This is a genomic window from Neglectibacter sp. X4 (assembly GCF_009917365.1).
Classification (GTDB): Bacteria; Bacillota; Clostridia; order Oscillospirales; family Acutalibacteraceae; genus Acutalibacter.
Genome location: NZ_QWLE01000009.1, coordinates 1 through 23,736, shown reverse-complemented (window position 1 = coordinate 23,736; position 23,736 = coordinate 1). Strand labels below are relative to the sequence as shown.

Genomic DNA, 23,736 nt, shown 5'->3' with positions numbered 1-23,736 from the left:
AAACGCCTCCTTTTGGATTTTCGTTATAGAAGGGCTGGGCCTTCTGTTTCAAACTGGTGGAAGTCCGGGATGTATGCTTCCCCCTTGGCGCTTCGGGACTGCACAAAGCCTGGAAGATCCAGGCTGAACAGGCAGTCCTGCACCTTTTGCAGCTCCCGGCGGGTGATGGGCCGGGAAAGCTCCGGGCAGCCGGGCACGGGGCGCTGGGGGGTGTATTGGGCCATGAGGCTTACAGGGATGCCGGGGAAGTTTTCTTTGATAAGCTTTAATGCTTCCAGGGAATTTTTTGTGTGGCCCGGCAGAATCAGGTGGCGGATGAGCACGCCCTTCTGCATGATGCCTTTTTCGTCGCAGACAGGGGCGCCTGCCTGCTCCACCATCTCTTTGATGGCGGCAAGGGCGGCCTGCGGATAATCCTCTGCCTGGGAAAGGCCTTTGGCAAGGGCGCTTTCCGCGTATTTGAAATCTGGCAGGTAGATATCCACTAAGCCGGAAAGGCTGCGCAGGGTTTCCACCCGCTCATAACCGGAGGAGTTGTACACCACAGGCACCGGGGGCTTGTACAGCATGAGGGCCTCCCGGATTTGCGGGACAAAGTGGGTGGGGGTTACCAAGTTTATGTTGTGCGCCCCCTGCTCCACAAGGGCCTGCATGATGCCGCAAAGCGCCTTTGGGCTTATTTCCTTGCCGGGATTTTCCAGGCGGCTTATCTCCCCGTTCTGGCAATAAACGCAGCCCAAAGGGCATCCTGTGAAGAAGATGGCGCCGGAACCCCTTTCCCCGCTGAGAGGCGGCTCTTCCCAGTGGTGCAGGGCTGCCCGGGCAATGCGCATGGCGCTGCCGCTTTTGCAGCGGCCCGTTTGCCTGCCGCGATCTACCCCGCAGGCCCGGGGGCACAGGGTGCAGCCTGTTTCCATAGGTTTCCTCCCTTTTCTCCGCTGGATGCCAGCGGCAGGGCGCCCCGGCCAAGGGGAGCGGCGCTCCCCTTTTGCGCGGCCTTTCAGGCCGCGCCCGCCTCCCAAAGGGAGGCGGGGCCGGGGCCTGCCCTGCCCCTTGCTCCCAGCTTATTGCAGAGCCAGCATGGCGCAGTTTGATCCCCTGTGACCCCGGGTGCGGCGGTGGGAGAAGATGAGGTCGCTTTCGCACATGGTACAGACGCCGCCTACGGTGATGTTTTCCTCCCGCACCCCTGCCTGCAGCAGGAACTGGCGGTTGCATTCCCACAAGTCCACATGGTATTTTACGTCTGCCTCTGTGGGCAGGGAGACAAACTTCTCCGCATTCTCCAGCTTGAGAAATTCCGCTGCCACTGGTTCGTCCACCTCAAAGCAGGCCTTGCAGATAGATGGGCCGATGGCGGTTATCAGCTTCCGGGGATCCGTGCCAAAGGCCGCCTGCATCCGCTCCGCCATTACCTTTGCCATGCCTGCCGCCGTACCCCGCCACCCGGCGTGGGCCAGGCCGATGGCATGGTGCTCCGGATCCACAAAATAGAGGGGCACGCAGTCTGCTGTGTAAATCACCAGGGTAACCCCAGGCACGTCTGTACACAGGCCGTCTATGCTTTCCATATCCTTTTCCCGCCAGATGCCGATGCCCCGCTCGGGAAGCCCTACCTGCCGGATGTTCACATGGTGATCCTGCGCCCCGGCAACGAGGGACTCGGCCTCAAACCCGGCGGCGCGGCAGAAAAGCCGGAAGTTTTCCGCTACGTTTTCATTCGGGTCGCCCCGGTTGGTGCCCAGGTTCATAGAGGCAAACTCCCCCTTGCTCACCCCGCCCACCCGGGTGGAAAAACAGTGGTTTACCACGGGAAGGCTGTCAAAGGCGGGGAAGCGCAGAAGGCCCACGCCCTCCGGCATTTCCAGCCGCATATTGCCCAAAAGGCCGGGGACAGCCTTTCTAGGCTCCTGTATCTCTGGCAGGGGAAATGTTTTCTTATTCACAGATAAACCCTCATATTTCTGTTTGATAATCAGCCTGCCCCCAAAGGGATGCCCGCAGCTTTTGCAGGCAAACTCCGCCCGGAAGCTTTTGTTTTTCAGGTTCCAGCGGGTAACCCGCTTTGCCTCCCCGCCGCATTTGGGGCAGGAAAAGCGCAGGTGCCCGGCCTCAATCAGCGGGCTGCCCAGGTCGCAGACATAGCTGGTTTTAAAGGTCATGCGCCGGTAAAACTCCCGGTCGCATATGTCCACAAAAGGCGCTATGGCTTTTTCGTCATACACCTGCTTTAAAATTTCCAGGGTCATCAGGCTGTCGTCCTTTGCCCTGTGGTGCTCCATGCCGCTTACATCCAGCTCTAAAAGCTCTGCCGCCCTGGAAAGCCCCACCTGGGTGCTGGTGCCCCAGCCCATTTGCACCTGCGCATACCGCTGCAGATCCACATAGTGGGACAAAAAGGGCACTTCCTCCCTGCCGCTGAAATAGCGGCAGTTTTCAATGAGGGTGAGGATGTCCGAGGTACCCCAGGTCATCAGCACGCAGTCTCCAGCCCAGCGCTTAAAGCGGGCCGCTGCCTGCATGAAGGAAAGGCCCTCCTCCAGGTTTTCGTCTGTGATGCTGGTGAGGCTGGAAATGGTGCTGCTGATGTGTTTGCCCACCTGGGGCTTCACAAAGCAGGAAAACACAGACCGGGCCTTTAGATCCGGCCCGCATTTCACAGCGCCAAACTCAATAATTTCGTTGATATACCCCCGGAGCCTGCGGCTGTAGGCCGCGTTCCACTCTAAATCTAATATAACTATATCCATTGGCTGCCACCTCCTTTCCCGCAAAACCTGCCGGCCGGATCTCACCCCTTGCTCTTGCTGGCCTTCTTCATCCGCAGTTCTTTTGACAGGATGGTTTTGCGCATCCGGATGCTCTGGGGGGTCACTTCCACCAGCTCGTCAGGGGCAATAAACTCCAGGCACTGCTCCAGGCTTAAAACCGAATGGGGCGTCAGCTTCAGGGCCTCGTCTGCCCCAGAGGAACGGGTGTTGGTGGCGTGCTTTTTCTTGCACACGTTTACCACAATGTCCTCGTTTTTGGGGTTTGCCCCCACTACCATGCCCTCGTATACCTCTACCCCCGGGCCGATAAAGAGCCTGCCCCTGTCCTGGGCATAGAACAGGCCGTAGGCTGTGGAAGCCCCTGTCTCATGGGCAATGATGGATCCCTGCTGTCGCTGCTGGATGTCCCCTTTATAAGGCTCATAGCCGTCAAAAACATGGTTCATAATGCCATTGCCATTGGTGTCGGTTAAAAATTCCGAGCGGTAGCCCATAAGGCCCCGGGCAGGGATTTTAAACTCCATGTGGGTGGAGCCGGTTTCCCGGGAACCCATGTTGAGCAGCTCTGCCTTGCGGGCGCCGATTTTCTCCATCACCGCCCCCACATAGTTGTCCGGCACCTCGATCATCAAAAGCTCCATTGGCTCCAGGCGCTTGCCGTCCTTTTCCTTATATATTACGCTGGGGGGCGATACCTGGAACTCGTACCCCTGGCGGCGCATCTGTTCGATAAGGATGGACAGGTGCAGCTCCCCCCGCCCGGACACCTTGAAGGTGTCTGTGGAATCTGTCTCCTCCACCTTCATGGCCACATTTGTCTCCACTTCTTTAAAAAGCCTGTCCCGCAGGTTCCGGGAGGTGACATATTTGCCTTCCCGCCCGGCAAAGGGGGAATTGTTGGCCATGAACATCATGGACACAGTAGGCTCGTCGATTTTCACAAAGGGCAGAGGCTCCACATGCTCGGTATCGCAGGCGGTCTGGCCGATGTTCAGATCCGCAATGCCGGACACAGCGATAATGTCCCCCAACCCTGCCGATTCCGCCTCCACCCGCTTTAAGCCCTCGAACTGGTAGAGCTTTGTCACCCGGGCATTTTTCCGGGTTTCTTCCCCGCCGCCGCAGATGGTGACAGTCTGGCCCACCCGCAGGGAGCCTCGTTCCACCCGGCCTATGCCAATGCGGCCTACGTAGTCATCATAGTCGATGTTGGAAAACAGCACCTGGGTGGGGCCTTCCAAATCTCCCCTGGGCGCGGGCACTTCATTGATAATCATCTCGAACAGGGGGGTCATGTCTGTGCCGGGCGCCGAAGGATCCAGGCTGGCATAGCCGTCCCGAGCAGAGGCGTATACTACGGGGAAATCAAGCTGGTCGTCATTGGCCCCCAGTTCGATGAACAGATCCAGCACCTCGTCCACTACCTGGGCGGGCCGGGCGCCAGGGCGGTCTACCTTGTTCAGAACCACCACAGGCTTTTTCCCCAAAGCCAGCGCCTTTTTCAGCACAAAGCGGGTTTGGGGCATACAGCCCTCAAAGGCGTCTACCAAAAGCAGCACGCCGTCCACCATCAGCAGCACCCGCTCCACCTCCCCGCCGAAGTCCGCGTGGCCGGGGGTGTCTACAATATTGATTTTAACATCGTTATACAGCACCGCCGTGTTTTTGCTGAGAATGGTGATGCCCCGCTCCCGCTCCAGGTCGCCGGAGTCCATCACCCGCTCTGCCACCGCTTCATTTTGCCGGAAAATGCCGCTTTGCCGCAGAAGCTGATCCACCAAAGTGGTTTTGCCATGGTCTACGTGGGCGATAATCGCCACGTTCCGCAGATTTTCTCTCTCGCTGATGCTTCCCATTTTAATTCCTTCACATTCCTTTCCTTGTCTCTCAATTATTATGTGTACAGCTTGCGCTGGTATCGGCCTTAAAACCCGGCAACTATTATAGCAAATTTGCGTCCTGCCGTCAAATAGATATAGAGAACCGGAAAGGCTCTTTTTGTGAGGCCCTGTCTGCCTATGCACAAAGCAAAATCCCCGGCAGAACCAGGGATAAGTTTTCGTGCAATTTTTAGGGCTTGTTGGAAAATAGAGGAAATGACGAATTTGGGGTCAGAAGTGGACAGATTCCAGGAAAAACCGCAGGCCAACCTGCCGGTTGACGAGGGTTTTTGACGCAGAAGCCGCCCGTTTGGGGCAAAAAGACGGTGTTTGCAATTTTTCAAACAAGCCCTAGTAATGGAACTTTTTCCGCTTCCCCAGAAGGAACGCCCCTGTGGTGAGGGCTGCCATAACCTCCGCCGCCACAATGGACAGCCAGACGCCGTCTATACCCCAAATCAGGGGGAGCGCCAGCACAGCGCCCACCTGGAACACCAATGTGCGCAGGAAGGAGATGAGGGCGGAGGTCAGGCCGTCGTTGAGGGCGGTGAAAAAAGCGGAGCCGAAAATGGCCAGCCCGGAAAAAAGGAAGGAGAAGGAATAGATGGCAAAGGCATGTACAGTCATTTGGAAAAGGCCGGGATCATAGCTGACGAAAACAGCGGAAAAAGGCTGGGCCAGGGCTTCCGCCAGGGCCAGCATGACAGCGGAAGCCGTGAGGGTGATTGCCAGGCTCTTGCGGTACAGGCTGCGCAGCTCTGTATGGCTGCCTGCCCCATAGTGGAATCCCACCACAGGGGCCACGCCTGTAGAATAGCCTATAAATATAGCTGAAAACACGAAGCTCACATACATCAGCACGCCGTAGGCCGCTATGCCGTCTTCCCCGGCATAGCGGATAAGCTGGGCATTGTAGAGCATACTGACAATGGACATGGAAATATTGCTCATCAGCTCGGAAGATCCGTTGGCGCAGGCCTTTAAAAGGGCCTTGCCGTCAAACCCTGTCCCGCACAGCCGCAGGAGGCTTTTGTTTTTCCGCCCAAAGTAGAACGAAGGCACAATGCCGCCCACCAACTGGCTTACCGCCGTGGCCGCTGCCGCGCCTGCCAGCCCCCAGGGGAATATGGCGGTAAAAAGCGCGTCCAGCACCATGTTGGTGCAGCCTGCCGCCACCGTGACAGCCAGTCCCAGGCCGGGCTTTGCGGCTGTGATAAAGAAGCTTTGAAACTCATATTGCAGCATCAGGGCAGGCAGGGCCAGCAGGGTAATCCTGCCATACAGCACGCAGTCCTCCAGCATGGATCCTTCCGCGCCCAGCCAGGCCGCCACAGGCCGGACAAGCACAAACCCCAGCGCCCCGATAACCGCGCCTGCCGCCGCAGTGGCATACACAAAAAGGGAAAACATCCGCTGCGCCTTTTTTCCGTCCCCTTCCCCCATGGTTTTGGCGATGAGGGCGCTGCCTCCTGTGCCGAACATAAAGCCCACAGCCCCCAGGATCATCAGGAAGGGCATGATGAAGTTCACTGCCGCAAAGGGTGTTTTCCCTACAAAGTTGGACACGAAAAACCCGTCTACCACCCCGTATATAGAGGTGAACACCATCATCACCACAGAGGGCAGGGTAAACCGGAATAATTTTTTAAAGTCGAAATGGTCTGAAAGCTGAATTTGCATATTTCCTCCTATTTTAGAGCCTGTATCTCTTCCCGCAGCATGGCAAGATACCGCCGGGTCAGCCGGAGATAGGTTTCCCGCTCCTCCGGCGTCCAGGAGGCGAATATCTCGTTCTCTATTTCCATAATCCGCAGGGCTGTTTTTTCTGCCAGCCCCCTGCCCTTCTCTGTCAGGCACACCCGCTTTTTCCGGCCTTCTGCCTCCAGGTATACCACATCCTCCCCCTCCAGCTTGCGCAGAGCGGAGTTTACTGTCTGCTTGGGCAGGCCGGACAGCGCCACAATGTCCCCTAAGGGGCAGGCCCCCGCAAAAAGGCAGATGGTGTATAAAATAATCATGGCGCTGTCGGAAAGGCCCAGCTTTAAAGTGGCCTCGTGGTAGGCCGCGTCGATTTCTGTAGCCAGCAGGTTAAAGCGCCTTACCTGCTCCCGCATCCCGTCCATAGATTCCTGGCCTCCTTTGCAAAATCCGGCGTCCTGGATTCTCTGAGTATGAAATCGTACTATGCCAGTATAGTACGATTTCATACTAAAGTCAAGGGCTTTTTCCTAGGGCCTGTTCACACAAGCGCTTGCAAGCGTCTTTTTGGCGGTTTTTTGCCATCTTCTTTGCCAAAAATTCTTGAGGTACGCAAAGTACATCTGCGAATTTTTGACTTGATTCTGCCAAAAACCTGCTCAAAAATCCACATGCTCATCTTATGTGAACACGCCCTAAAAACCGCATCTGTTTCTGCGGCTTTTAGGAATGGGAAAGCCCTAATCTTCCCATCCAGAAAAAAGGATAACGCGCAAAATCCGGCAAATACTAAGACGGAAAAAGCCGGCAGGGCGGCGGGCATTTTGGAATGGGAAGCGCCGCCCTGCCAGGCCTGATAAATTTGCGCGAAAGGGAGCTATTGATATGAAAGCGACTGGCATTGTTAGAAGGATAGACGACCTGGGGCGGGTAGTTATCCCCAAGGAAATCCGGCGGACCCTGCGGATCCGGGAGGGGATGCCCATGGAAATTTTCACAGACGTATCCGGCGGGGTAATCCTGAAAAAGTATTCCCCTGTAGGGGAGATGTCCCAACTGGCTTCCGCCTATGCGGAAACCCTGGTACACCTGACCGGGCACGGGGCTGTGGTGTGCGATACCGAGCAGATTATCGCCGTAGCCGGCTCTGCCAAAAAGGATCTGCTCCACAAGCCCCTTTCCCCCCAGCTGGAGGAGCTGGTGCAGGGGAAGCGGAATTTCATTTCCAACGCGGAAAACACCGTGCTGGTGGCCCAGGGCCAGCCGGCCACAGCGCTGGCTGTGTTCCCGGTGGTGTCTGTGGGAGACGTGATGGGGGCTGTGATGCTTCTGAAAAGCGAGAAGTCTCCCGCCCGGGTCAGCGCGGAGGCCGCCGAAAGCGCCAAGGCCGCAGCCATGTTCCTCTCCCGGCAGTTAGAGGCCTGACAGCAGCCGGGAGAGAGGCCCGCAGGCCTCTTTGCCGGCAAAAAGGCCTGTAAACCTTGGAAAAACTGTAGGTTTGCCCTTGATTTTTGGGGAACCGGGTGGTATACTAGATATGGTAATAGGAAGGATGATGAAAGAGTGGGGCGACCCGCTCTTTCGTTTGCTTTGGCAGGAAAGGAAGGGGAGGCGCTTGGAAGCAGGGACAAAAAAGAAAGGCAGCGTGGCGGAACGGGTGCGGCAGATGGCAGAGCCGTTAGCCGCTGGGCTTCACCTGATGCTGTGGGACGTACAGTTTGTAAAGGAAGGCGCCCAGTGGTATCTGCGCATTTTCATCGACAAGGAAGACGGCGTGGGCATAGACGACTGCGTGGACATGACCCACGCCCTCAGCCCGGAGCTGGACAAGGAGGATCCCATCCCCCAGGAATATATGCTGGAGGTGTCCTCGCCGGGGCTGAACCGGAAGCTGACACGGCCCGAGCATTTTGAAGCGTATCTGGGCGCGCCGGTGAAGGTGAAGCTGATCCGGCCCCTGGAGGACGGCAGGCGGGAGCTTTCCGGGGAGCTGGTGGATTTCACGCCTCCCGGTTCCTTTGAAGTCCGGCTGGACGAGGAAACCTCCGCAAGCTTTGAAAAGAAGGAGTGCGTTTCTGTTACGGTAATGGACGACGATTTTTAGGAGCAGTAAAATGGAGTTCACCATACAGGCAGAAAGGCTTGCGGCAGCGGAATATATAGAGTTTTTAAAGCACACAGACCTGAGCAGCCAATATCCCCGGGAGCGCTTTGAGGCCCGCATAGAAAAGCTGGTGGGAAACGCTTCCATTTCCCTTACAGCCCGGGACAGCGCAGGCGCCCTTTCAGGGGTGTGCTTCGGCATTACAGACTTTGCCTACTGGCTGTTTATCACAGACCTGGGCGTGATACGCTCCTGCACTGGCCAGGGGATTGGGCGGGCGCTGGTGGAAAAGGCCCTGGAAACAGCCGGCGGCGAAAAGGACATTATACTGTACACCTGCCCCCATGAAAACGCCGTCCCCTTTTATGAAAAGCTGGGAATGGAAAAAACAGATGACATTATGATGCATAACAAAATAGAGTGGACGGGTTTTACCGTCACATGACTCTGGCACAACGGCAAGTATTTGATATAATAAGGAGTGGTTTGGAAAAATGGCGCGGAAGAAGAAGGAGCCGGAGCAGCAGGGCAACGAGGAATTGTTTGTGGCCTTGGGGCTTTTGGAAAAGGAAAAGGGCATCCCGGTAGATTTTATGCTGGACAAAATCAAGAAGGCGATTGCCACAGCCTGCAAAAACAACTATGGCAACGAAGAAGTGGACGTGCGGGTGGATGCAAACACCGGGCGGTTTGACGTATACCTGCTGAAAACCGTGGTGGAAGAGGTGGAGGATTCCAACCGGGAAATCCTCTATGATCTGGCAAGGGAGATAAACCCCCTGGCCCTTTTAGGGGAGCAGGTGGGCATTAAGCTGGACACCAAGCAGTTTGGGCGCGTGGCAGCCCAGACAGCCCGGAACATTATCCGCCAGGGCATCCGGGACAGCGAGCGGGGCCAGATGATGCAGGAATTCCAGAGCAAGCACCAGGAGCTGGTAAGCGGCCTGGTGGAGCGCATTGACCCGAAAACCGGGGCCATTTCCCTGCGCATCGGCAAGGCGGAAGCTGTGCTGCCCAAGAACGAGCAGATTGGCGGGGAAAGCGTAAACGAGGGAGACTACATAAAAGTATATGTAGTCGATGTAAGGGAAACGGAGAAAGGCCCCAAGGCCATTATCTCCCGCACCCACCCGGACTTGGTAAAGCGCATGTTTGAGACGGAGGTGCCGGAAATCTATGACGGCACAGTGGAGATAAAGGCTGTATCCAGGGAGGCCGGCTCCCGCACAAAGCTGGCCGTGCAGAGCCACAACCCGGACGTGGACGCTGTGGGCGCCTGCATTGGCACCCGGGGCGCCCGGGTGTCGGAGATTGTGGACGAACTGGGCGGGGAGAAAATCGACATTGTGGAATACAGCGACGATCCCCAGAAGTTCATTGCGGCAGCCCTGTCCCCGGCAAGCGTGCTGAAGGTGGAGGCCGCCGAGGACGGTTCCCGTTCCTGCAAGGTGACAGTGCCCGACAGCCAGCTTTCCCTGGCTATCGGCAACAAGGGCCAGAATGCCCGCCTTGCCGCCAAGCTGACCGGCTGGAAAATTGACATCAAGCCCGAAAGCGGCTTCTACGGCGAGGAAGCGTGACGCCAACGTAACGTTGGCTCTGAGACGCGGGGAACGCAGGCGGAAACCTTTCGCCGCGGAAGCGTGACGCTTCACCCGAGACGCGGGGAACGCAGGCGGAAACCTTCCGCCGCGGAAGCGTGACGCTTCACCCGAGACGCGGGGAGCGCAGGCGGAAACCTTTCGCCGCGGAATAAATTCCGCGCTTACAGAGGCCATCGCGTGTTCAGGGCGCTCCCGAAGCGCCCTTATATACAGAGACAGTAAGGATAGTAGGCCGATGCGCTGCGGCCTGTAGCTTGGTTTTTGGATCAAACCTTTTTACAAAAAGGTTTGCGGGGTGTGGGGCGAAGCCCCACGGCCTCAGGAGGGAGGGCAGGAAATGAAGCAGAAGAAGATCCCCCTGCGGATGTGTACGGGCTGCGGGGAAATGAAGCCCAAAAAAGAGCTGGTACGGGTGGTGCGGGGGCCTGAGAAGGAAGAAGGGGTCCCGCCGGAAATCTCCCTGGATTTGACCGGGAAGAAGCCCGGGCGGGGGGCCTATATCTGCCGGAGCCTTTCCTGCCTGCAAAAGGCCAGGAAGGCAAGAAGGCTGGAACGTGCGTTTTCCTGCAAGATCCCGGACGGGGTATATGAACAGATGGAAAAGGAGATGGGTGCCGATGGCGGATAAGGTGCTGTCGCTGCTGGGGCTGGCAAGGCGCGCCGGCAAGGTGCTGGGCGGCTTTGACCTGTGCGCCCAGGCCGCCCGGGACGGCAAGGCAAGGCTGCTGCTGGCGGCGGCTGATATTTCCGGCAAGACTTACAAAAATTTGCGTTTTGAAGCGGAGAGGGCGAAAATTCCCTGCGTGCGGGTGGAAGCGCCTATGGCAGAGCTGGGAAAAGCCTGCGGGGTCAGGGCCGGGGTGCTGGCTGTGACAGACGAGGGGTTTTCCAAAGCCCTGCTGGAGCTTAAAGAGGCTGTGAAGCGAGAAGGAGGAATTTGCTTATGATGGTGAAATACAGAGTGCGGGAGGTGGCGAAGGATCTGAACATCCCCAACAAGGAGGTTATAGATACTTTGGCCAAGTTCTTTCCCGAACCCAAGAAATATATGACCGCGCTGGAGGAAAACGAGCTGGACATTGTGCTGGAAAGCTTTACCCAGCAGCGGAACATGGAAAGCCTGGACAGTTATTTTGCCGAGCGCACCGCCGCTCCCGCGGCGCAGGCGGAAAAGCCCCAGGAAGAGGCCCCGGCCCAGAAAGCGGGGAACAGGCAGCAGCCGAATAAGGGCGCGAAGCCCCAGGAAAAGAAGGGGCAAAAGCCCCAGCAGGCCCAGGCAAAGCAGCCGGAGAAGCCCGCCGCGCCTGCTTCCGGAAAGCAGCAGGCCCCTGTGCAGGTGCGGGAGCCGAAGCAGCCTGTGCGCCGGGTGGTGGATACCCGCACGTCTAACGTGAACATTGACAAATACAGCGAGAAATACGACCGCCTTGCGGATCAGAAGGTGGGCGCCCGGAACGACAATGTTGTGACAAAGCAGAAGTTCACCAACCGGAACCAGCAGCGCCGGGGCCAGCAGCGCCGGGGCAAGCGGGAGACAGAGGCCGAGCGTTTGCGCCGCATTGCCCAGGAGCGCAAGGCAAAGCATATCACCATTGAGGTGCCGGAGGAAATCACGGTGGGCGAGTTTGCCCTGCGCTTAAAGGTTTCCGCCCCGGAGGTTATCAAAAAGCTGATGGGCCTGGGGGTGTTCGCCGCTATCAACGACGCCATCGACTTTGACACCGCGGTGTTAGTGGCAGACGAATTCCACGCCAAGGTGGAAAAAGAAGTGGTGGTCACCATTGAGGAGCGCATTATTGACGACAGCGAGGACGAAGAGGCAAACCTGGCGCCCCGCGCCCCTGTGGTGGTGGTTATGGGCCACGTGGATCATGGCAAAACCTCCATTCTGGACGCCATCCGCCACTCTAATGTGACAGAGGGCGAGGCAGGCGGCATTACCCAGCACATCGGCGCATACCGGGTAAAGGTGGGCGACAGGGACGTAACCTTCCTGGACACCCCCGGCCATGCTGCCTTTACCACCATGCGCGCCAGGGGCGCCCAGGTGACGGACATTGCTGTGCTGGTGGTGGCGGCGGACGACGGCATTATGCCCCAGACGGTGGAGGCCATCAACCACGCCAAGGCCGCCGGGGTTTCCATTATTGTGGCTATCAACAAGATGGATAAGGTGGGGGCAAACCCGGAGCGGGTTATGGAGCAGCTTACGGAATACGAGCTGGTGCCCGAGGCCTGGGGCGGCGACACCCCTTGCATCCCAGTGTCTGCCCACACCAAAGAGGGCATGAACGACCTTTTGGAGATGATCATCCTCACTGCCGATATGATGGAACTAAAGGCCAATCCCGACCGCGCCGCCAAGGGCACTGTGGTGGAGGCGCGCTTAGACAAGGGCATGGGCCCCATTGCCACTGTGCTGGTGCAAAACGGCACCCTCCACGCAGGGGATATTATTGTGGCCGGCACCACCGTGGGCCGGGTGCGCTCCATGATGGACGACAAGGGCAGAAGGGGCCAGGAGGCCGGGCCTTCTGTGCCTGTTGAGATTACGGGCCTGAACGACGTGCCTGTGGGCGGCGACATCTTCAACGCCGTATCGGACGAGCGCCTTGCCCGGGAACTGGTGGAGCAGCGCCTTACCGAGCAGAAGGAGGAAACCTTCCGGGCGCAGACCAAGGTTACCCTGGATAACCTCTTCGAGCAGATGAAGGAAGGCGAGATGAAGGAGCTGAAAATCATCGTCAAGGCAGACGTGCAAGGCTCTGTGGAGGCTGTGCGGCAGTCTTTGGAAAAGCTTTCCAACGAGGAAGTGCGGGTACACATTATCCACGGGGCTGTGGGCGCTGTGAACGAAAGCGATGTCATGCTGGCAAACGCTTCCAACGCCATTATCGTGGGCTTTAATGTCCGGCCGGATCCTGTTGCGGAGGAAAGCGCCAAGCGGGACGGGGTGGATATGCGGCTGTACCGCATTATCTATGACTGCATTGAGGAAATTGAGTCTGCCATGAAGGGTATGCTGGCGCCCAAGTACCGGGAGGTTTCCCTGGGCCGCGCCGAGTGCCGGGAGACTTACAAGATTTCCAACGTGGGCATGGTTATCGGCGGCCATGTGACAGCCGGAAAAATCACCCGCAACGCTCTTGTCCGGGTGGTGCGGGACGGCATCATCGTGGCAGACGACAAGATTGCCTCCCTGCGGCGCTTTAAGGACGATGTGAAGGAGGTTGCCGACGGCTATGACTGCGGCATCACCCTGGAGAAGTTCTCCGACATCAAGCAGGGCGACATCCTGGAAGCCTACGAAATGGAAGAGTACCGCGACTAGCCAACGTAACGTTGGATCTGTGACGCGGCAACGTAACGTTGCATCTGGGACGCGGGGGACGTGGCAGAAAGTCTTTCGCTGCGGAATAAATTCCGCGCTTACAGAGGCCATCGCGTTCCCGGGGCGGCTGTAAATTGGAAGTTTTTAAAGAGTCCAGGGAAGCTTTTTTCAAAGAGTTTCCCTGGCGGGGTTTGGGGCAGCGCCCCAACAGGGAGGAATTGCCATGAAGCATGACATTGTTATCATCGGCGGCGGCCCGGCGGGGCTGGCGGCTGCTATTGCGGCCCGGGAAAGCGGCGTGGAGGATGTTATTATCCTGGAGCGGGAAAAAGAGCTGGGAGGCATCCTCAACCAGTGCATCCACAACGGCTTTGGGCTGCATACCTTTAAAGAAGAACTTACCGGGCCGGAGTATGCCGCCCGGTACATAGAAAAGGCCCGGGAAATGGGCATCCCCCACCTTTTAAGCACTACGGTGGTGGATTTGCAGCGCCAGGGGGATTCGGTGGTTGTCACCTCCGTAAGCCGCCAGGACGGCCTTCTGCAAACAGAGGCCAAGGCCGCCGTGCTGTGCATGGGCTGCCGGGAGCGGCCCCGGGGCGCCTTGAACATCCCGGGCACCCGGCCTGCGGGCATTTTCTCTGCGGGCACGGCCCAGCGCTTAGTGAACATGGAGGGATACCTGCCCGGGCGCCGGGTGGTCATCCTGGGCAGCGGCGACATCGGCCTGATTATGGCCCGCCGCATGACCCTGGAGGGTGCTAAGGTGCTGTGCGTGGCGGAGCTGATGCCCTATTCCGGGGGCCTCAAGCGGAACATTGTCCAGTGCCTGGACGATTACGGCATCCCCCTGAAACTGAGCCACACAGTGGTGGACATTGAAGGCAAGGAGCGCGTCACTGGCGTAACCATTGCCCGGGTGGACGAAAAGCTCAAGCCCATTCCTGGCACAGAGGAGCACTTCGACTGCGACACCCTGCTGCTTTCCGTAGGGCTGATTCCGGAAAACGAGCTTTCCAAGGCTGTGGGCGTGTCCCTTTCCCCTGTCACCAGCGGGCCTGTGGTCAATGAACAGTTAGAAACCAGCATCCCCGGCGTATTCGCCTGCGGCAACGTGCTGCATGTCCACGACCTGGTGGATTACGTCTCTGAGGAGGCCCAGCAGGCAGGCCGCAGCGCCGCCCGGTTTGTCCGGGAGGGCCGGGAAGGGGGACAGCAGGAAATCCCCTTACAGCCCGCAGGGGCTGTGCGCTATACAGTGCCTGCCAGCATCTCTCCCCAGCGCATGGGGGATGCGGCTGTGGTGCGCTTCCGGGTGGGCCGCAACATGCGGAAGGCCGCAGTACGGGTGCTCATTGACGGCAAAGAGGTCTTGAAGCGCCCCAGGCCTGTGATGGCCCCCGGGGAAATGGAACAGGTGCTGCTGAAGAAAGAATGGTTTACAGGAACGGAACAGGAAATCGTGGTGGAAGCCACTGACGGGCAGGAGGGGAAATAAGGATGGTACGGGAACTTACATGTATTAGCTGCCCTCTGGGCTGTCCTTTAAAGGTAGAGCTGGACGAAAGTGGCAAGGTGGTGTCTGTCACCGGGAACACTTGCAAGCGTGGGGAGGAATACGGCAGAAAAGAAGTGACCGCCCCCACCCGCACGGTCACCTCCACAGTGAAGGTGGAGGGGGCAAGCGTGCCCGTTACCTCTGTGCGCACCAAAACCGACATTCCCAAGGAGAAGATTTTTGCCTGCATGGAGGAAATCCGCAGGGCCGTCATAAAGGCCCCTGTCCATATCGGGGACGTGGTCATTCACAATGTGGCCGGAACTGGGGTGGATGTGACGGCAACGAAAGCGGCAGTGTAGCAGGTCGCCCCAGAGCGGGGCCGCGGCCCAGCGAAGGCAGAAGAAAGGGAAATGTTTTGTTGGAAAAAAGCGTAACCACTATTCTATTTGATTTGGACGGCACCCTGCTGCCCATGGACGCAGAAGCCTTTGTCAGAACCTATTTCGGCCTGCTGGCGAAAAAGGCCGCTCCCTTTGGGTATGAGCCAAAGCCCCTGACAGACGCTGTGTGGAAGGGCACAGAGGCCATGGTACAGAACGATGGCGGCGCGCCCAACTGCGAGCGCTTCTGGCAGGTGTTCGGGGATATCCTGGGGGAAAAGGCCCGGCTGCTCCGCCCAGAGTTTGACGATTTTTATGCCCGGGAGTTCCACGAAGCCAGGGCTTCCACAGGGGAAAACCCTCTGGCGAAAAAAGCCGTGCAGGGCCTGCGGGAAAAGGGCTATGACGTGATACTGGCCACAAACCCCGTTTTCCCGGAGGTTGCTGTGAAAACCCGTTTAAGCTGGCTGGGGCTTGCCCCAGAGGACTTCTCCCTGGTGACTGCCTATGAAAATTCTTCTTACTGCAAGCCAAACCCAGCCTACTACCGGGAAATTTTGGAAAAAACAGGAAAGCGCCCGGAAGAATGCCTGATGGCAGGGAATGACTGCAGGGAGGATTTGGCGGCCATGCAGGCTGGCATTGCCGTATACCTGATAACAGACTGCCTGGAGCACAGGGAAGGCGCGGACATAACCGGCGCGGAAACAGGCAGCTTCCAGGATTTTATGGCATACACGCTGGGCGCATAAATAAAACTTGACGAAAGGGCGGTACCGGGTGCAGAGGCAGGCGTTTCTTCCTGCTTTGTCCACATGCCGATCCGCATGGCAATAAAGCATGAAGCTGTATTTTGACAAGCGCCCCTTTAGCTGGGAGGCTGACTACACCATTTACGAGGAGACAGGCCATCCGGCTTACCAGGTGGTGGCAGCGCCAGAGGAAAAAGAAAATGTAATCCGCCTTTTTAACCAAAACGGGGTGGAGCTGGGCCGGGTGCGCTGCCGGAAAACGATTTTCGGAAAATGGAAATTTTCCATCTGGCAGGATGAAAACCAGATTGGCACTGTGGAAAAGTACAGCAGCCATGGAGTTGCCCGGTATGAGCTGAAATGTTACCGCTGGCGGCTGTTTGGGAACATCATGGCCTATGAGTATGATATCTATGACGGCAAATATATGGTGATGCACGCCGGCAACGAGGACAACGCCTTTCCCGGCAAATTCGTTATCGACACCAGCTATTCCAACAACGAGCAGCCAGCGCTGCTGGTAGCCCTTGCCATGGAAGCCGCCAACAGCACCCTGCCTCCCAGAAAGTGATTTTTCTGGACGCCTTTCATGTCCCGCTGGTTTTGGGGCAGGATATTTGCAGGAAAACCTATATGACACAGAGAAAGGATGAGAGAAATGGCAGTAAAAACCTTTACGCAGGAAAACTTTGATCAGGAGGTGCTGGGCGCCCGGGGTCCCGTATTGGTGGATTTCTGGGCAAGCTGGTGCGGCCCCTGCAAGATGTTCTCCCCCATTGTAGACGATTTTGCCGCTTCCCACAGCGGGGACGTGCTGGTGGGCAAGGTAAACATTGACGAGGAGCCGGACTTAGCCGCCCGCTACGGGGTGATGAGCATTCCCACTGCCATCCTCTTTAAGGGCGGGGAAGTGGCAGGCACCCTGGTGGGGGTACAGCCCAAAGAAAACCTGGAAGCCCTGCTGAAATAACACAAAAGCGCACAGGCTTGCGGGAATGTTCCCGGCAGGCGTGTGCGCTTTTCCATTGGAAGGAGACGATGGTTCATGCTATACGATATGATTGTAATAGGCGGCGGCCCGGCGGGTTATACGGCGGCGCTGTATGCGGGCCGGGCAAACCTGTCTGTGCTGGTGCTGGAAAAGCTGGCGCCGGGAGGACAGATGGGCACTACGGATCAGATTGACAATTACCCCGGCTTTCCTGAGGGCATAAACGGCTTTCAGCTTGCCATGGAGATGAAAAAAGGGTCCGAGCGCTTTGGGGCCGAAACCAAGCTGGCAGCGGTTACAGCGGCGCGGCTGGCAGGGGATATCAAAGAGGTGGAGGCAGGCGGGGAGCGCTTCCAGGGGAAAACAGTTGTGCTGGCCTGCGGCGCGCATCCCCGGGAGCTGGGCCTCCCTGGGGAAAAGGAGCTGCGGGGCCGGGGCGTTTCCTACTGCGCCACCTGCGACGGCATGTTCTTCCGGGGCAAAACCGTGGCTGTGGCAGGCGGCGGCAACACAGCGGCGGCTGACGCGCTGTACCTTTCCCGGATTTGTGAAAAGGTGGTCATGATCCACCGGCGGGATAAGCTGCGGGCTTCGGCAGCTTATCTAAAGCCTCTGCTGGAAACCGGGAACGTGGAGTTTTGCTGGGACAGCCAGGTGGTTTCCCTTTCCCACGAGGCAGCCCTGACCGGGGTGGAGCTTCTGCATAAAAAGACCGGGGAGAAAAGCTTCCTTCCCTGCAGCGGCTTGTTCGTGGCCATCGGGCAGGTGCCGGACACAGGGCTTTTCGCCGGGCAGATCGATTTAGACAGCGCGGGCTATGTGCAGGCAGACGAAAGCACCCGCACCAGCCTTCCCGGCGTGTTTGCGGCGGGGGATCTGCGGGCAAAGCCCCTGCGCCAGGTGGTCACAGCCTGTGCCGACGGCGCCTGCGCAGCCCAGGCCGCAGAGGAATATCTCTCCATATGACAGCCAAACATTGGCTTGCCGGCTCTTTTGGGCCGCAAACAGGGCATCCTCCTGGGGGAGGATGCCCTTCGCGCTTTGCGCGGCAGCGGTTTTGCAAAAACCGCTGGTTTGCGGCCAGGGGCGCTGGGGAAAGCGCTGTCATCTGCCTGTCCGGGCAGTGCTTTTCCCCTCCTGGCTCCAGGTGAAAAAGAACTTGGGCATGGACAGCACGATGCCAATGCCCAGGGCAATGGCTATGGCTATTTTGATCGTCTCCAAGCCAGTGCTCAGGGCCAGGGAGTTGTCGCTCATAAAAAAGTGGTAGCCTGTGTAATAAATGCCTGCCCCGGGCACCAGGGGGAAAATGCCGCAAATCAAGAAAACGGTTACCGGGGCCTTGCGGGCAAAGGAAAACACCCGGGAAAACCAGGTGAGGGCTACAGTGGCGAAAAAGGAAGCCCCTACAGTGCCCGCGCCCAGTTCCATGCTGACAAGGTATACCAGCCAGCCCACAGCGCCGGTTGTGCCTGTGCAGAGCCACTCCCGGCGGGGCGTGTGGAAAATAATAGAAAAGGCCACTGTGGAGACAAAGGCTATGAGGGTCTGGAAAAGCCAGGTGAGAATGATAATGGGAGGAATCATAACAGGGCACCTCCTGTCAGCAGGGACAGCGCCCGCACCACCACGCCAACGCCAACGGCAATACAGCCGCCCACCAGCACAGCGTCCAGCATACGGATGGCGCCGCTCAAATAGTCGCCGTTAAAGAAATCCCGGATAGAGGTGGTGAGGGCCACGCCGGGCACCAGCCGGATAATGGATCCAATGATAATTTTATCCATGTTGTCCCCCAGGCCCAGCAACAGGAAAACCGCCCCGCAGAAGGTGACCAGGGCACTGGCGGAAAGGTTTGTGAGAAACTTGGAAAGGCCCTTCCTGCCTGTCCAGTACAGGTAAAGCTCCAGAGCAATGCCGCAGAAAAAGGCAATAAGAGCGTCCCGCCAGCTTCCGCCGAACAGGTAGCTGAAACAGGCGCTGCCTACAGCGCAGGCCAGCACAGCCAAGGGCAGGGTGGAATACGGCATGTCCCGCACCTGTTCTAAAACGGCAAAGGCCTCTTCTACAGTGTGCCTCCCCTGGACAATCTCCCGGGAAAGCTGGTTCACAGCAGAAATCCTGCCAAAATGGATAGCAGTGCTGGGTACATGCTTCAGGCGGGCAGCGTGCTCTATCCCCTGCTCAACGCCTGTGGCGAAGATGGCGTTTGTCAGCACGTACACGTTAAAGGTGTCGATTTCATAGGCTGTGGCCACCCGTTCCATGGTTTCCTGGACGCGGGAAATTTCCGCGCCGTTTTTTAAGAGAACCTCCCCCATCTGGAAGGAAAGCTCCAACGCGCTTGTCTTGTTCAAATTTGTCCCTCCTGCCGGGGGTGAAAGCCGCCCATGTTCCCCAAATCCCTCTAGCTGCATACTAGCCACAGGGTTTGGCGGCGATACCCCAGGTCTGAATCCTTACTCCTCCGGCCCCCGGGGCGTGCCGTCTTTGTTAAAATTCCTGTGCAGGGCAAGCTCTGTGGGCAGGATGGTGATGAGCATCACGATGCACTCCAGGATAATCAGGCCGCCGCCTATCCAGCCGGTGGTATCCTCGTCCAATTGCAGCACCAGCAGGACAATAAGAGTGATGAGGGTGACGGGCAGCGACACCAGCCCGATTATCCACCACAGCCTGCCTATGTACTGGTGGGCGAAAGCATTTGCCAGGTCGCTTTTGGAGGACATAGGGGTGCGGTAGCCAAAGGCGCTGTTTCTGCCCGGCGTGTGCCGGGTGAAATACCAGCCTGTCCCCAAAAACGTGGCGGGTATCAGCAGGCTGCAGAAAAAGAGGAAAAACCAGAACACCATATTGCGCGGCCTCCCTTTTTAGGTGTATAATATTTTTGTATTACTATAGTTGATATCATGTTGATATTATAAAGTGGGCAAAAGCCAAAGTCAAGGCCTGTGGAGGAAAAAATGAAAACCATTGCCATCGTAGACGACGACATTTATATAGGCGACATGCTGGAGGATCTGCTCCACCGGGAGGGCTATGCCACTTTGCGGGCCTATTCAGGCACAGAGGCCCTCTATCTGCTTTCCCAGCACAAGCCTGACCTGGTGCTGCTGGATCTCATGCTGCCCGGCCTTTCCGGCGAGGAGGTGCTGCCCCGGATAGAGGGGGTTCCTGTGCTGGTGTTAAGCGCCAAGGCGGCAGTGGCAGACAAAGTGAGCCTGCTGATGGGGGGCGCCGCAGACTATATCACCAAACCTTTTGACACAAAGGAACTGCTGGCCCGCATTGTGGCGGCCCTGCGCAAAAGCCAGGGGGCAGACAGCGGCGTGCTGGCCTTTGAGGGCCTGCGGCTGGATGTTAAGTCCCATGAGCTGACAGCGGACGGCGTGCCTGTAAAGCTTACCCGGACGGAGTTTGCCATCCTCCGCATGCTGCTGCAGAACCCAGAAAAAGCCATTGCCAAAAGCGCGGTTTTAGAGAGCATTGCCCTGGACACCCCGGACTGCACCGAGTCCAGCCTCAAGCAGCATGTAAGCAACCTGCGCAAAAAGCTGCGGGACGCCTGCGGGAAAAATTATATCGAAGCTGTGTGGGGCATTGGCTTCCGGCTGGGCTGACAGCTTGCCGCAGAAGCCTTCTTTCCGGAAATATGGCTTGCAAAGGGCATCTGCGGGGTGTATACTGGAAACATATAAAACCGCGCGCAAAGGCTTTTACAAGGCTGCCACACAATCATCAGTAAAAGGAGTTGTGTCAAATGGATTTCTGCTTTTCCAAAACCGCGCCTATTGTGGAAACCGCCAAAGGCAAGCTGCGGGGCTTCCGCTTTAAGGGCGTAGATCATTTCTATGGCGTGCGCTATGCCAAAGCCAGGCGTTTCCAAATGCCCAAACCTGTTGAGCCTTGGGAGGGTGTGAAGGACGCGGGCAGCTATGGCATGATCTGCCCGGTGCTGGGCGAGCCGCAGCCCTCCGGCGAGGTGCTGATTCCCCACCGCTTCTGGCCCAGCAGCGAGCACTGCCAGTATCTGAACGTGTGGACCAGCAGCTGCGACCGGCTGGCAAAAAAGCCTGTGATGTTCTGGATTCACGGCGGCGGGTATGCGGCTGGTTCTTCCATTGAGCAGGTGTGCTATGACGGCTTCAACCTGGCAAAGCTGGACGACGTGGTGGTGGTCAGCGTGAACCACCGGCTCAATGCCTTTGGCTATCTGGACATGTCCGCCTTTGGGGAGAAATATAAAAATTCTGTCAATGTGGGCATGGCTGACCTGGTGGAGGCCCTGCGCTGGGTGCGGGAGAATATTGCGGGATTCGGGGGCGATCCGGATAACGTGACCATCTTTGGCCAGTCCGGCGGCGGCGCCAAGGTGACAGTGCTGGGGCAGATTCCTGAAGCGGAGGGGCTGTTCCACAAGGCCATTGTGATGTCCGGCGTAATCCCCTCTGACATGAACCAAAACCTTGTAAGCGGCAAGGAGCTGGTGCTGGAAATCCTCAAGCCGCTGCATATTCCCGAAAACCAGGCAGAGCGCCTGGAAAAAGTGCCTGTGCCTCAGTTTATCTGGGCTGTGAACAAGGCTGTGCGGGCCATTTACAAGCAGGGCAAGCGGGTAAGCTGGGGTCCTGCTCCCAACGGCTACTATGTTTGCGATCCCCTGGAGGGCAGCTTTACAGCCCACTCCCTGACCGTACCCACGATGGTAGGCTCTGTGCTGGCGGAGTTTGCCTTTGGCCCGGGCCGGGACATAAAAAACATGACGGAAGCGGACAGCGAAAAGCTGGTAAAAGATTTCTACGGGCCTGAGGGCGGCGGGAAAATCCTGGCAGAGTTCCGCAAGGCCTATCCCAACACCCCAGTGGCTTTCGCCGCGGATATGGACGACATGTTCCTGCCCGCCACTGTGGAATATGTGAAGAAAAAGGCAAAAGACGCCAGCGCGCCGGTGTATAACTACCTGTTTGCAAAGGTGTTCGATTATGACGGCGGCAAGGCTGCCTGGCACTGCTCGGATATCCCCTATTTCTTCCACAACGCCGGGATGATCCCTGTCTGCCACCAGGAAAACTGGGAGGTGCTGGACAGAGTAATGTCCAGCGCGTTTGTAAGCTTTGCCCGTACAGGCGATCCCAACACCCAGGGGCTGCCCCAGTGGGACAGGTGCCAGGATGGCAGGATGGTGACCATGGTGCTGGACGACCAGTGCTATACCCGGGCCAATATGCAGGATGAGCTGCTGCCCCTGCTGGCTGCCTACAAGCCCCATGCATCCTTTGACTTTGGCGCGCCTGCCGAGGAAGAGGAAGAGGAAGGCGGAAACGCCTGGGTGTTCTAAGGGTATTTTTCACGATAAAAGATGGCAAAGGCCATGGGAATATGGCCGCACAGCCAGAAAACAGTTTCTGTTTGGAAAGGAGCGATCTGCATGAAACAATGCCCTGTCTGCGGCGCTTTGCATGGTGATGAGCAGGCCCAGTGTGCCTGCGGCGCCGATCTCACCCGGCAGCAGCCGCTGCCCCCGCCTGCCCAGGCCGCCCCTCCCGTGCAGATGGGCAGCCTGCCTCCAGTCCCGCCTTTTGCGGGGCGGCCCTTTGTCCCCAGCCCTCCGCGCCCTGCGTTTGTCCCCAAAACCTACACCTGGGCGGACGTGCTCACGGTGCTGGGCTTCACCGCCGCGCTGACCGGCTATTTCCGGGCCGGCATCCTGCTGCTGCCCTTAGGGCTTGTTGCATCCCTTGCCGGCTTTTGGGGGAACAAGCAAAGGGGGCTGGCTGTGGCAGGCGTTGTCATCTCTGCTGTGGGCCTGCTGCTGGAAATTATGTCCATTCTGGAGAAAAACTGCCTGCTGCCTTATTGGCTGACTGACGGCGTTTTTTTCCTGTAGTCCCTGCCCGGTATTTTTGAAAATCCACAAAAGGAAGGATGTTATTTATGAACGTACTGGAAACAAGCAAGGCCCCTGCCGCCATAGGGCCTTATTCCCAGGGGTATGAAGTAAACGGCCTGGTGTATACCTCCGGGCAAATCCCTGTAGACCCTGCCACCGGCGATGTGCCAGAGGGCATTTCCGCCCAAGCCCGGCAGAGCTGTGAAAATGTGGGAGCTGTGCTGGCTGCGGCAGGCTCAGATTTCTCCAAGGTGTTCAAAACCACCTGCTTCCTGGCTGATATGGGGGATTTTGCCGCTTTCAACGAGGTGTATGCCGGATATTTCACCTCAAAACCCGCCCGGAGCTGCGTGGCGGTTAAGGCGCTGCCCAAAGGCGTACTCTGTGAAATCGAGGCCATTGCTGTGAAATAAGGAAAGGCGGCGCGCCGGGGCTGATGGTTCTGGCGTCCGCAAAAAAGCACTCTCTTTCCATACCGTACATGATGAGGATTCAGAGATTTGTAAAAAACGGAATGGATATTTCGCCGCTGTTGATGGGCTTGACTCTGATGGCTGAAATTGGAAAAACCATGTATGGAGATGCTATCCGGCCAGGGCTTACGGCAGATCAACTGAAGAAGAGGTACGATAAACGTGCCCAGACGTATAACCAGCAGTGGGAGGAGCCGGACAAAAAACCTGGGATTTCAGGAAGCCCTTCACGAAACAAATGAAGCGGAGCAACGGGAAAAAGAGCATATAGAGATTTAACAATGAAAACAAAAAGCAGGAAAGCCCGGATTTTCCCGGCTCTCCTGCTTTTTTGCGGTTTTAGGGCGTGTTCACATAAGAG

General features: G+C 57.6%; 27 protein-coding genes. 19 read left to right on the top strand and 8 right to left on the bottom strand.

Going from position 1 to position 23,736, the window contains the following annotated elements:
* Positions 1-23: 23 nt before the first annotated feature.
* The 5 genes from D1841_RS05870 to D1841_RS05850 all read right to left on the bottom strand — a co-directional run bounded on the left by D1841_RS05870 (position 24) and on the right by D1841_RS05850 (position 6,774).
* Complete coding sequence (locus tag D1841_RS05870) at positions 24-917, bottom strand: radical SAM protein (protein WP_160642255.1); 894 nt, start codon at positions 915-917, stop codon at positions 24-26.
* Between the two features lie 147 nt (positions 918-1,064).
* Positions 1,065-2,750 carry a peptidoglycan editing factor PgeF gene (gene pgeF, locus D1841_RS05865; RefSeq protein ID WP_160642254.1) on the bottom strand — a complete coding sequence of 562 codons (1,686 nt, stop codon included), beginning with the start codon at positions 2,748-2,750 and terminating at the stop codon, positions 1,065-1,067.
* Positions 2,751-2,791: 41 nt separating this feature from the next.
* A complete protein-coding gene (gene typA / locus D1841_RS05860) occupies positions 2,792-4,627 on the bottom strand; it encodes a translational GTPase TypA (RefSeq protein ID WP_201751227.1) in 1,836 nt (611 codons plus the stop codon).
* Between the two features lie 375 nt (positions 4,628-5,002).
* The gene (locus tag D1841_RS05855) at positions 5,003-6,331 is read right to left on the bottom strand and encodes an MATE family efflux transporter (RefSeq protein ID WP_160642253.1); all 1,329 of its coding nucleotides are present in this window, start codon (positions 6,329-6,331) and stop codon (positions 5,003-5,005) included.
* A gap of 8 nt (positions 6,332-6,339) precedes the next feature.
* Positions 6,340-6,774 carry a MarR family winged helix-turn-helix transcriptional regulator gene (locus tag D1841_RS05850; RefSeq protein WP_160642252.1) on the bottom strand — a complete coding sequence of 145 codons (435 nt, stop codon included), beginning with the start codon at positions 6,772-6,774 and terminating at the stop codon, positions 6,340-6,342.
* 48 nt (positions 6,775-6,822) lie between these two features.
* On the opposite strand from D1841_RS05850, the gene D1841_RS05845 reads away from it, so the two are divergent.
* From D1841_RS05845 to trxB, 14 genes are all read left to right on the top strand, one after another.
* The gene (locus D1841_RS05845; RefSeq protein WP_161879918.1) at positions 6,823-7,206 is read left to right on the top strand and encodes a hypothetical protein; all 384 of its coding nucleotides are present in this window, start codon (positions 6,823-6,825) and stop codon (positions 7,204-7,206) included.
* A 28-nt stretch (positions 7,207-7,234) separates the two neighbouring features.
* Positions 7,235-7,774: a stage V sporulation T C-terminal domain-containing protein gene (locus tag D1841_RS05840; protein ID WP_160642249.1), complete on the top strand. Its 540-nt coding sequence runs from the start codon at positions 7,235-7,237 to the stop codon at positions 7,772-7,774.
* Positions 7,775-7,964: 190 nt separating this feature from the next.
* Complete coding sequence (gene rimP, locus D1841_RS05835; protein ID WP_237076201.1) at positions 7,965-8,453, top strand: ribosome maturation factor RimP; 489 nt, start codon at positions 7,965-7,967, stop codon at positions 8,451-8,453.
* A 10-nt stretch (positions 8,454-8,463) separates the two neighbouring features.
* Entirely contained in the window at positions 8,464-8,898 is a 435-nt protein-coding gene (locus D1841_RS05830) for a GNAT family N-acetyltransferase (protein WP_160642248.1), read from the top strand.
* Between the two features lie 49 nt (positions 8,899-8,947).
* A complete protein-coding gene (nusA, locus tag D1841_RS05825; RefSeq protein ID WP_160642247.1) occupies positions 8,948-10,033 on the top strand; it encodes a transcription termination factor NusA in 1,086 nt (361 codons plus the stop codon).
* Between the two features lie 361 nt (positions 10,034-10,394).
* Entirely contained in the window at positions 10,395-10,685 is a 291-nt protein-coding gene (rnpM, locus tag D1841_RS05820) for an RNase P modulator RnpM (protein WP_160642246.1), read from the top strand.
* On the top strand, positions 10,675-11,004 hold the full coding sequence (locus D1841_RS05815; RefSeq protein ID WP_160642245.1) for a ribosomal L7Ae/L30e/S12e/Gadd45 family protein: 330 nt from the start codon (positions 10,675-10,677) through the stop codon (positions 11,002-11,004). The genes rnpM and D1841_RS05815 overlap by 11 nt, the downstream gene beginning before the upstream one ends.
* Entirely contained in the window at positions 11,001-13,388 is a 2,388-nt protein-coding gene (infB, locus tag D1841_RS05810; protein WP_160642244.1) for a translation initiation factor IF-2, read from the top strand. Before D1841_RS05815 ends, infB begins: the two co-directional genes overlap by 4 nt.
* Positions 13,389-13,611: 223 nt before the next feature.
* The gene (locus D1841_RS05805; RefSeq protein ID WP_160642243.1) at positions 13,612-14,886 is read left to right on the top strand and encodes an NAD(P)/FAD-dependent oxidoreductase; all 1,275 of its coding nucleotides are present in this window, start codon (positions 13,612-13,614) and stop codon (positions 14,884-14,886) included.
* Between the two features lie 2 nt (positions 14,887-14,888).
* Positions 14,889-15,248 (top strand): DUF1667 domain-containing protein, encoded by a 360-nt coding sequence (locus D1841_RS05800; protein WP_160642242.1) that lies wholly within the window; start codon positions 14,889-14,891, stop codon positions 15,246-15,248.
* Between the two features lie 59 nt (positions 15,249-15,307).
* The gene (locus D1841_RS05795; RefSeq protein ID WP_161879917.1) at positions 15,308-16,021 is read left to right on the top strand and encodes an HAD family hydrolase; all 714 of its coding nucleotides are present in this window, start codon (positions 15,308-15,310) and stop codon (positions 16,019-16,021) included.
* Positions 16,022-16,109: 88 nt separating this feature from the next.
* On the top strand, positions 16,110-16,592 hold the full coding sequence (locus D1841_RS05790; RefSeq protein ID WP_160642240.1) for a hypothetical protein: 483 nt from the start codon (positions 16,110-16,112) through the stop codon (positions 16,590-16,592).
* Between the two features lie 87 nt (positions 16,593-16,679).
* On the top strand, positions 16,680-16,991 hold the full coding sequence (gene trxA / locus D1841_RS05785) for a thioredoxin (protein ID WP_160642239.1): 312 nt from the start codon (positions 16,680-16,682) through the stop codon (positions 16,989-16,991).
* Between the two features lie 75 nt (positions 16,992-17,066).
* Complete coding sequence (trxB, locus tag D1841_RS05780; protein ID WP_160642238.1) at positions 17,067-17,978, top strand: thioredoxin-disulfide reductase; 912 nt, start codon at positions 17,067-17,069, stop codon at positions 17,976-17,978.
* A gap of 138 nt (positions 17,979-18,116) precedes the next feature.
* Here the strand turns inward: trxB and D1841_RS05775 are convergent, their stop codons facing one another.
* From D1841_RS05775 to D1841_RS05765, 3 genes are all read right to left on the bottom strand, one after another.
* Entirely contained in the window at positions 18,117-18,599 is a 483-nt protein-coding gene (locus D1841_RS05775; RefSeq protein WP_160642237.1) for a threonine/serine exporter family protein, read from the bottom strand.
* Positions 18,596-19,369, bottom strand: a complete 774-nt coding sequence (locus D1841_RS05770; protein ID WP_160642236.1) for a threonine/serine exporter family protein — start codon at positions 19,367-19,369, stop codon at positions 18,596-18,598. The genes D1841_RS05775 and D1841_RS05770 overlap by 4 nt, the downstream gene beginning before the upstream one ends.
* A gap of 102 nt (positions 19,370-19,471) precedes the next feature.
* Positions 19,472-19,864, bottom strand: a complete 393-nt coding sequence (locus D1841_RS05765; protein WP_160642235.1) for an SdpI family protein — start codon at positions 19,862-19,864, stop codon at positions 19,472-19,474.
* 111 nt (positions 19,865-19,975) lie between these two features.
* Here D1841_RS05765 and D1841_RS05760 point away from each other — a divergent pair, with 111 nt between their 5' ends.
* From D1841_RS05760 to D1841_RS05740, 5 genes are all read left to right on the top strand, one after another.
* On the top strand, positions 19,976-20,632 hold the full coding sequence (locus D1841_RS05760; RefSeq protein ID WP_160642234.1) for a response regulator transcription factor: 657 nt from the start codon (positions 19,976-19,978) through the stop codon (positions 20,630-20,632).
* 140 nt (positions 20,633-20,772) lie between these two features.
* On the top strand, positions 20,773-22,350 hold the full coding sequence (locus tag D1841_RS05755) for a carboxylesterase/lipase family protein (protein ID WP_160642233.1): 1,578 nt from the start codon (positions 20,773-20,775) through the stop codon (positions 22,348-22,350).
* Positions 22,351-22,440: 90 nt separating this feature from the next.
* The gene (locus D1841_RS05750) at positions 22,441-22,899 is read left to right on the top strand and encodes a hypothetical protein (protein WP_160642232.1); all 459 of its coding nucleotides are present in this window, start codon (positions 22,441-22,443) and stop codon (positions 22,897-22,899) included.
* Positions 22,900-22,946: 47 nt separating this feature from the next.
* A complete protein-coding gene (locus tag D1841_RS05745; RefSeq protein ID WP_160642231.1) occupies positions 22,947-23,315 on the top strand; it encodes a RidA family protein in 369 nt (122 codons plus the stop codon).
* 23 nt (positions 23,316-23,338) lie between these two features.
* Positions 23,339-23,617, top strand: a complete 279-nt coding sequence (locus D1841_RS05740) for a hypothetical protein (protein WP_160642230.1) — start codon at positions 23,339-23,341, stop codon at positions 23,615-23,617.
* The last annotated feature ends 119 nt before the right edge of the window (positions 23,618-23,736 follow it).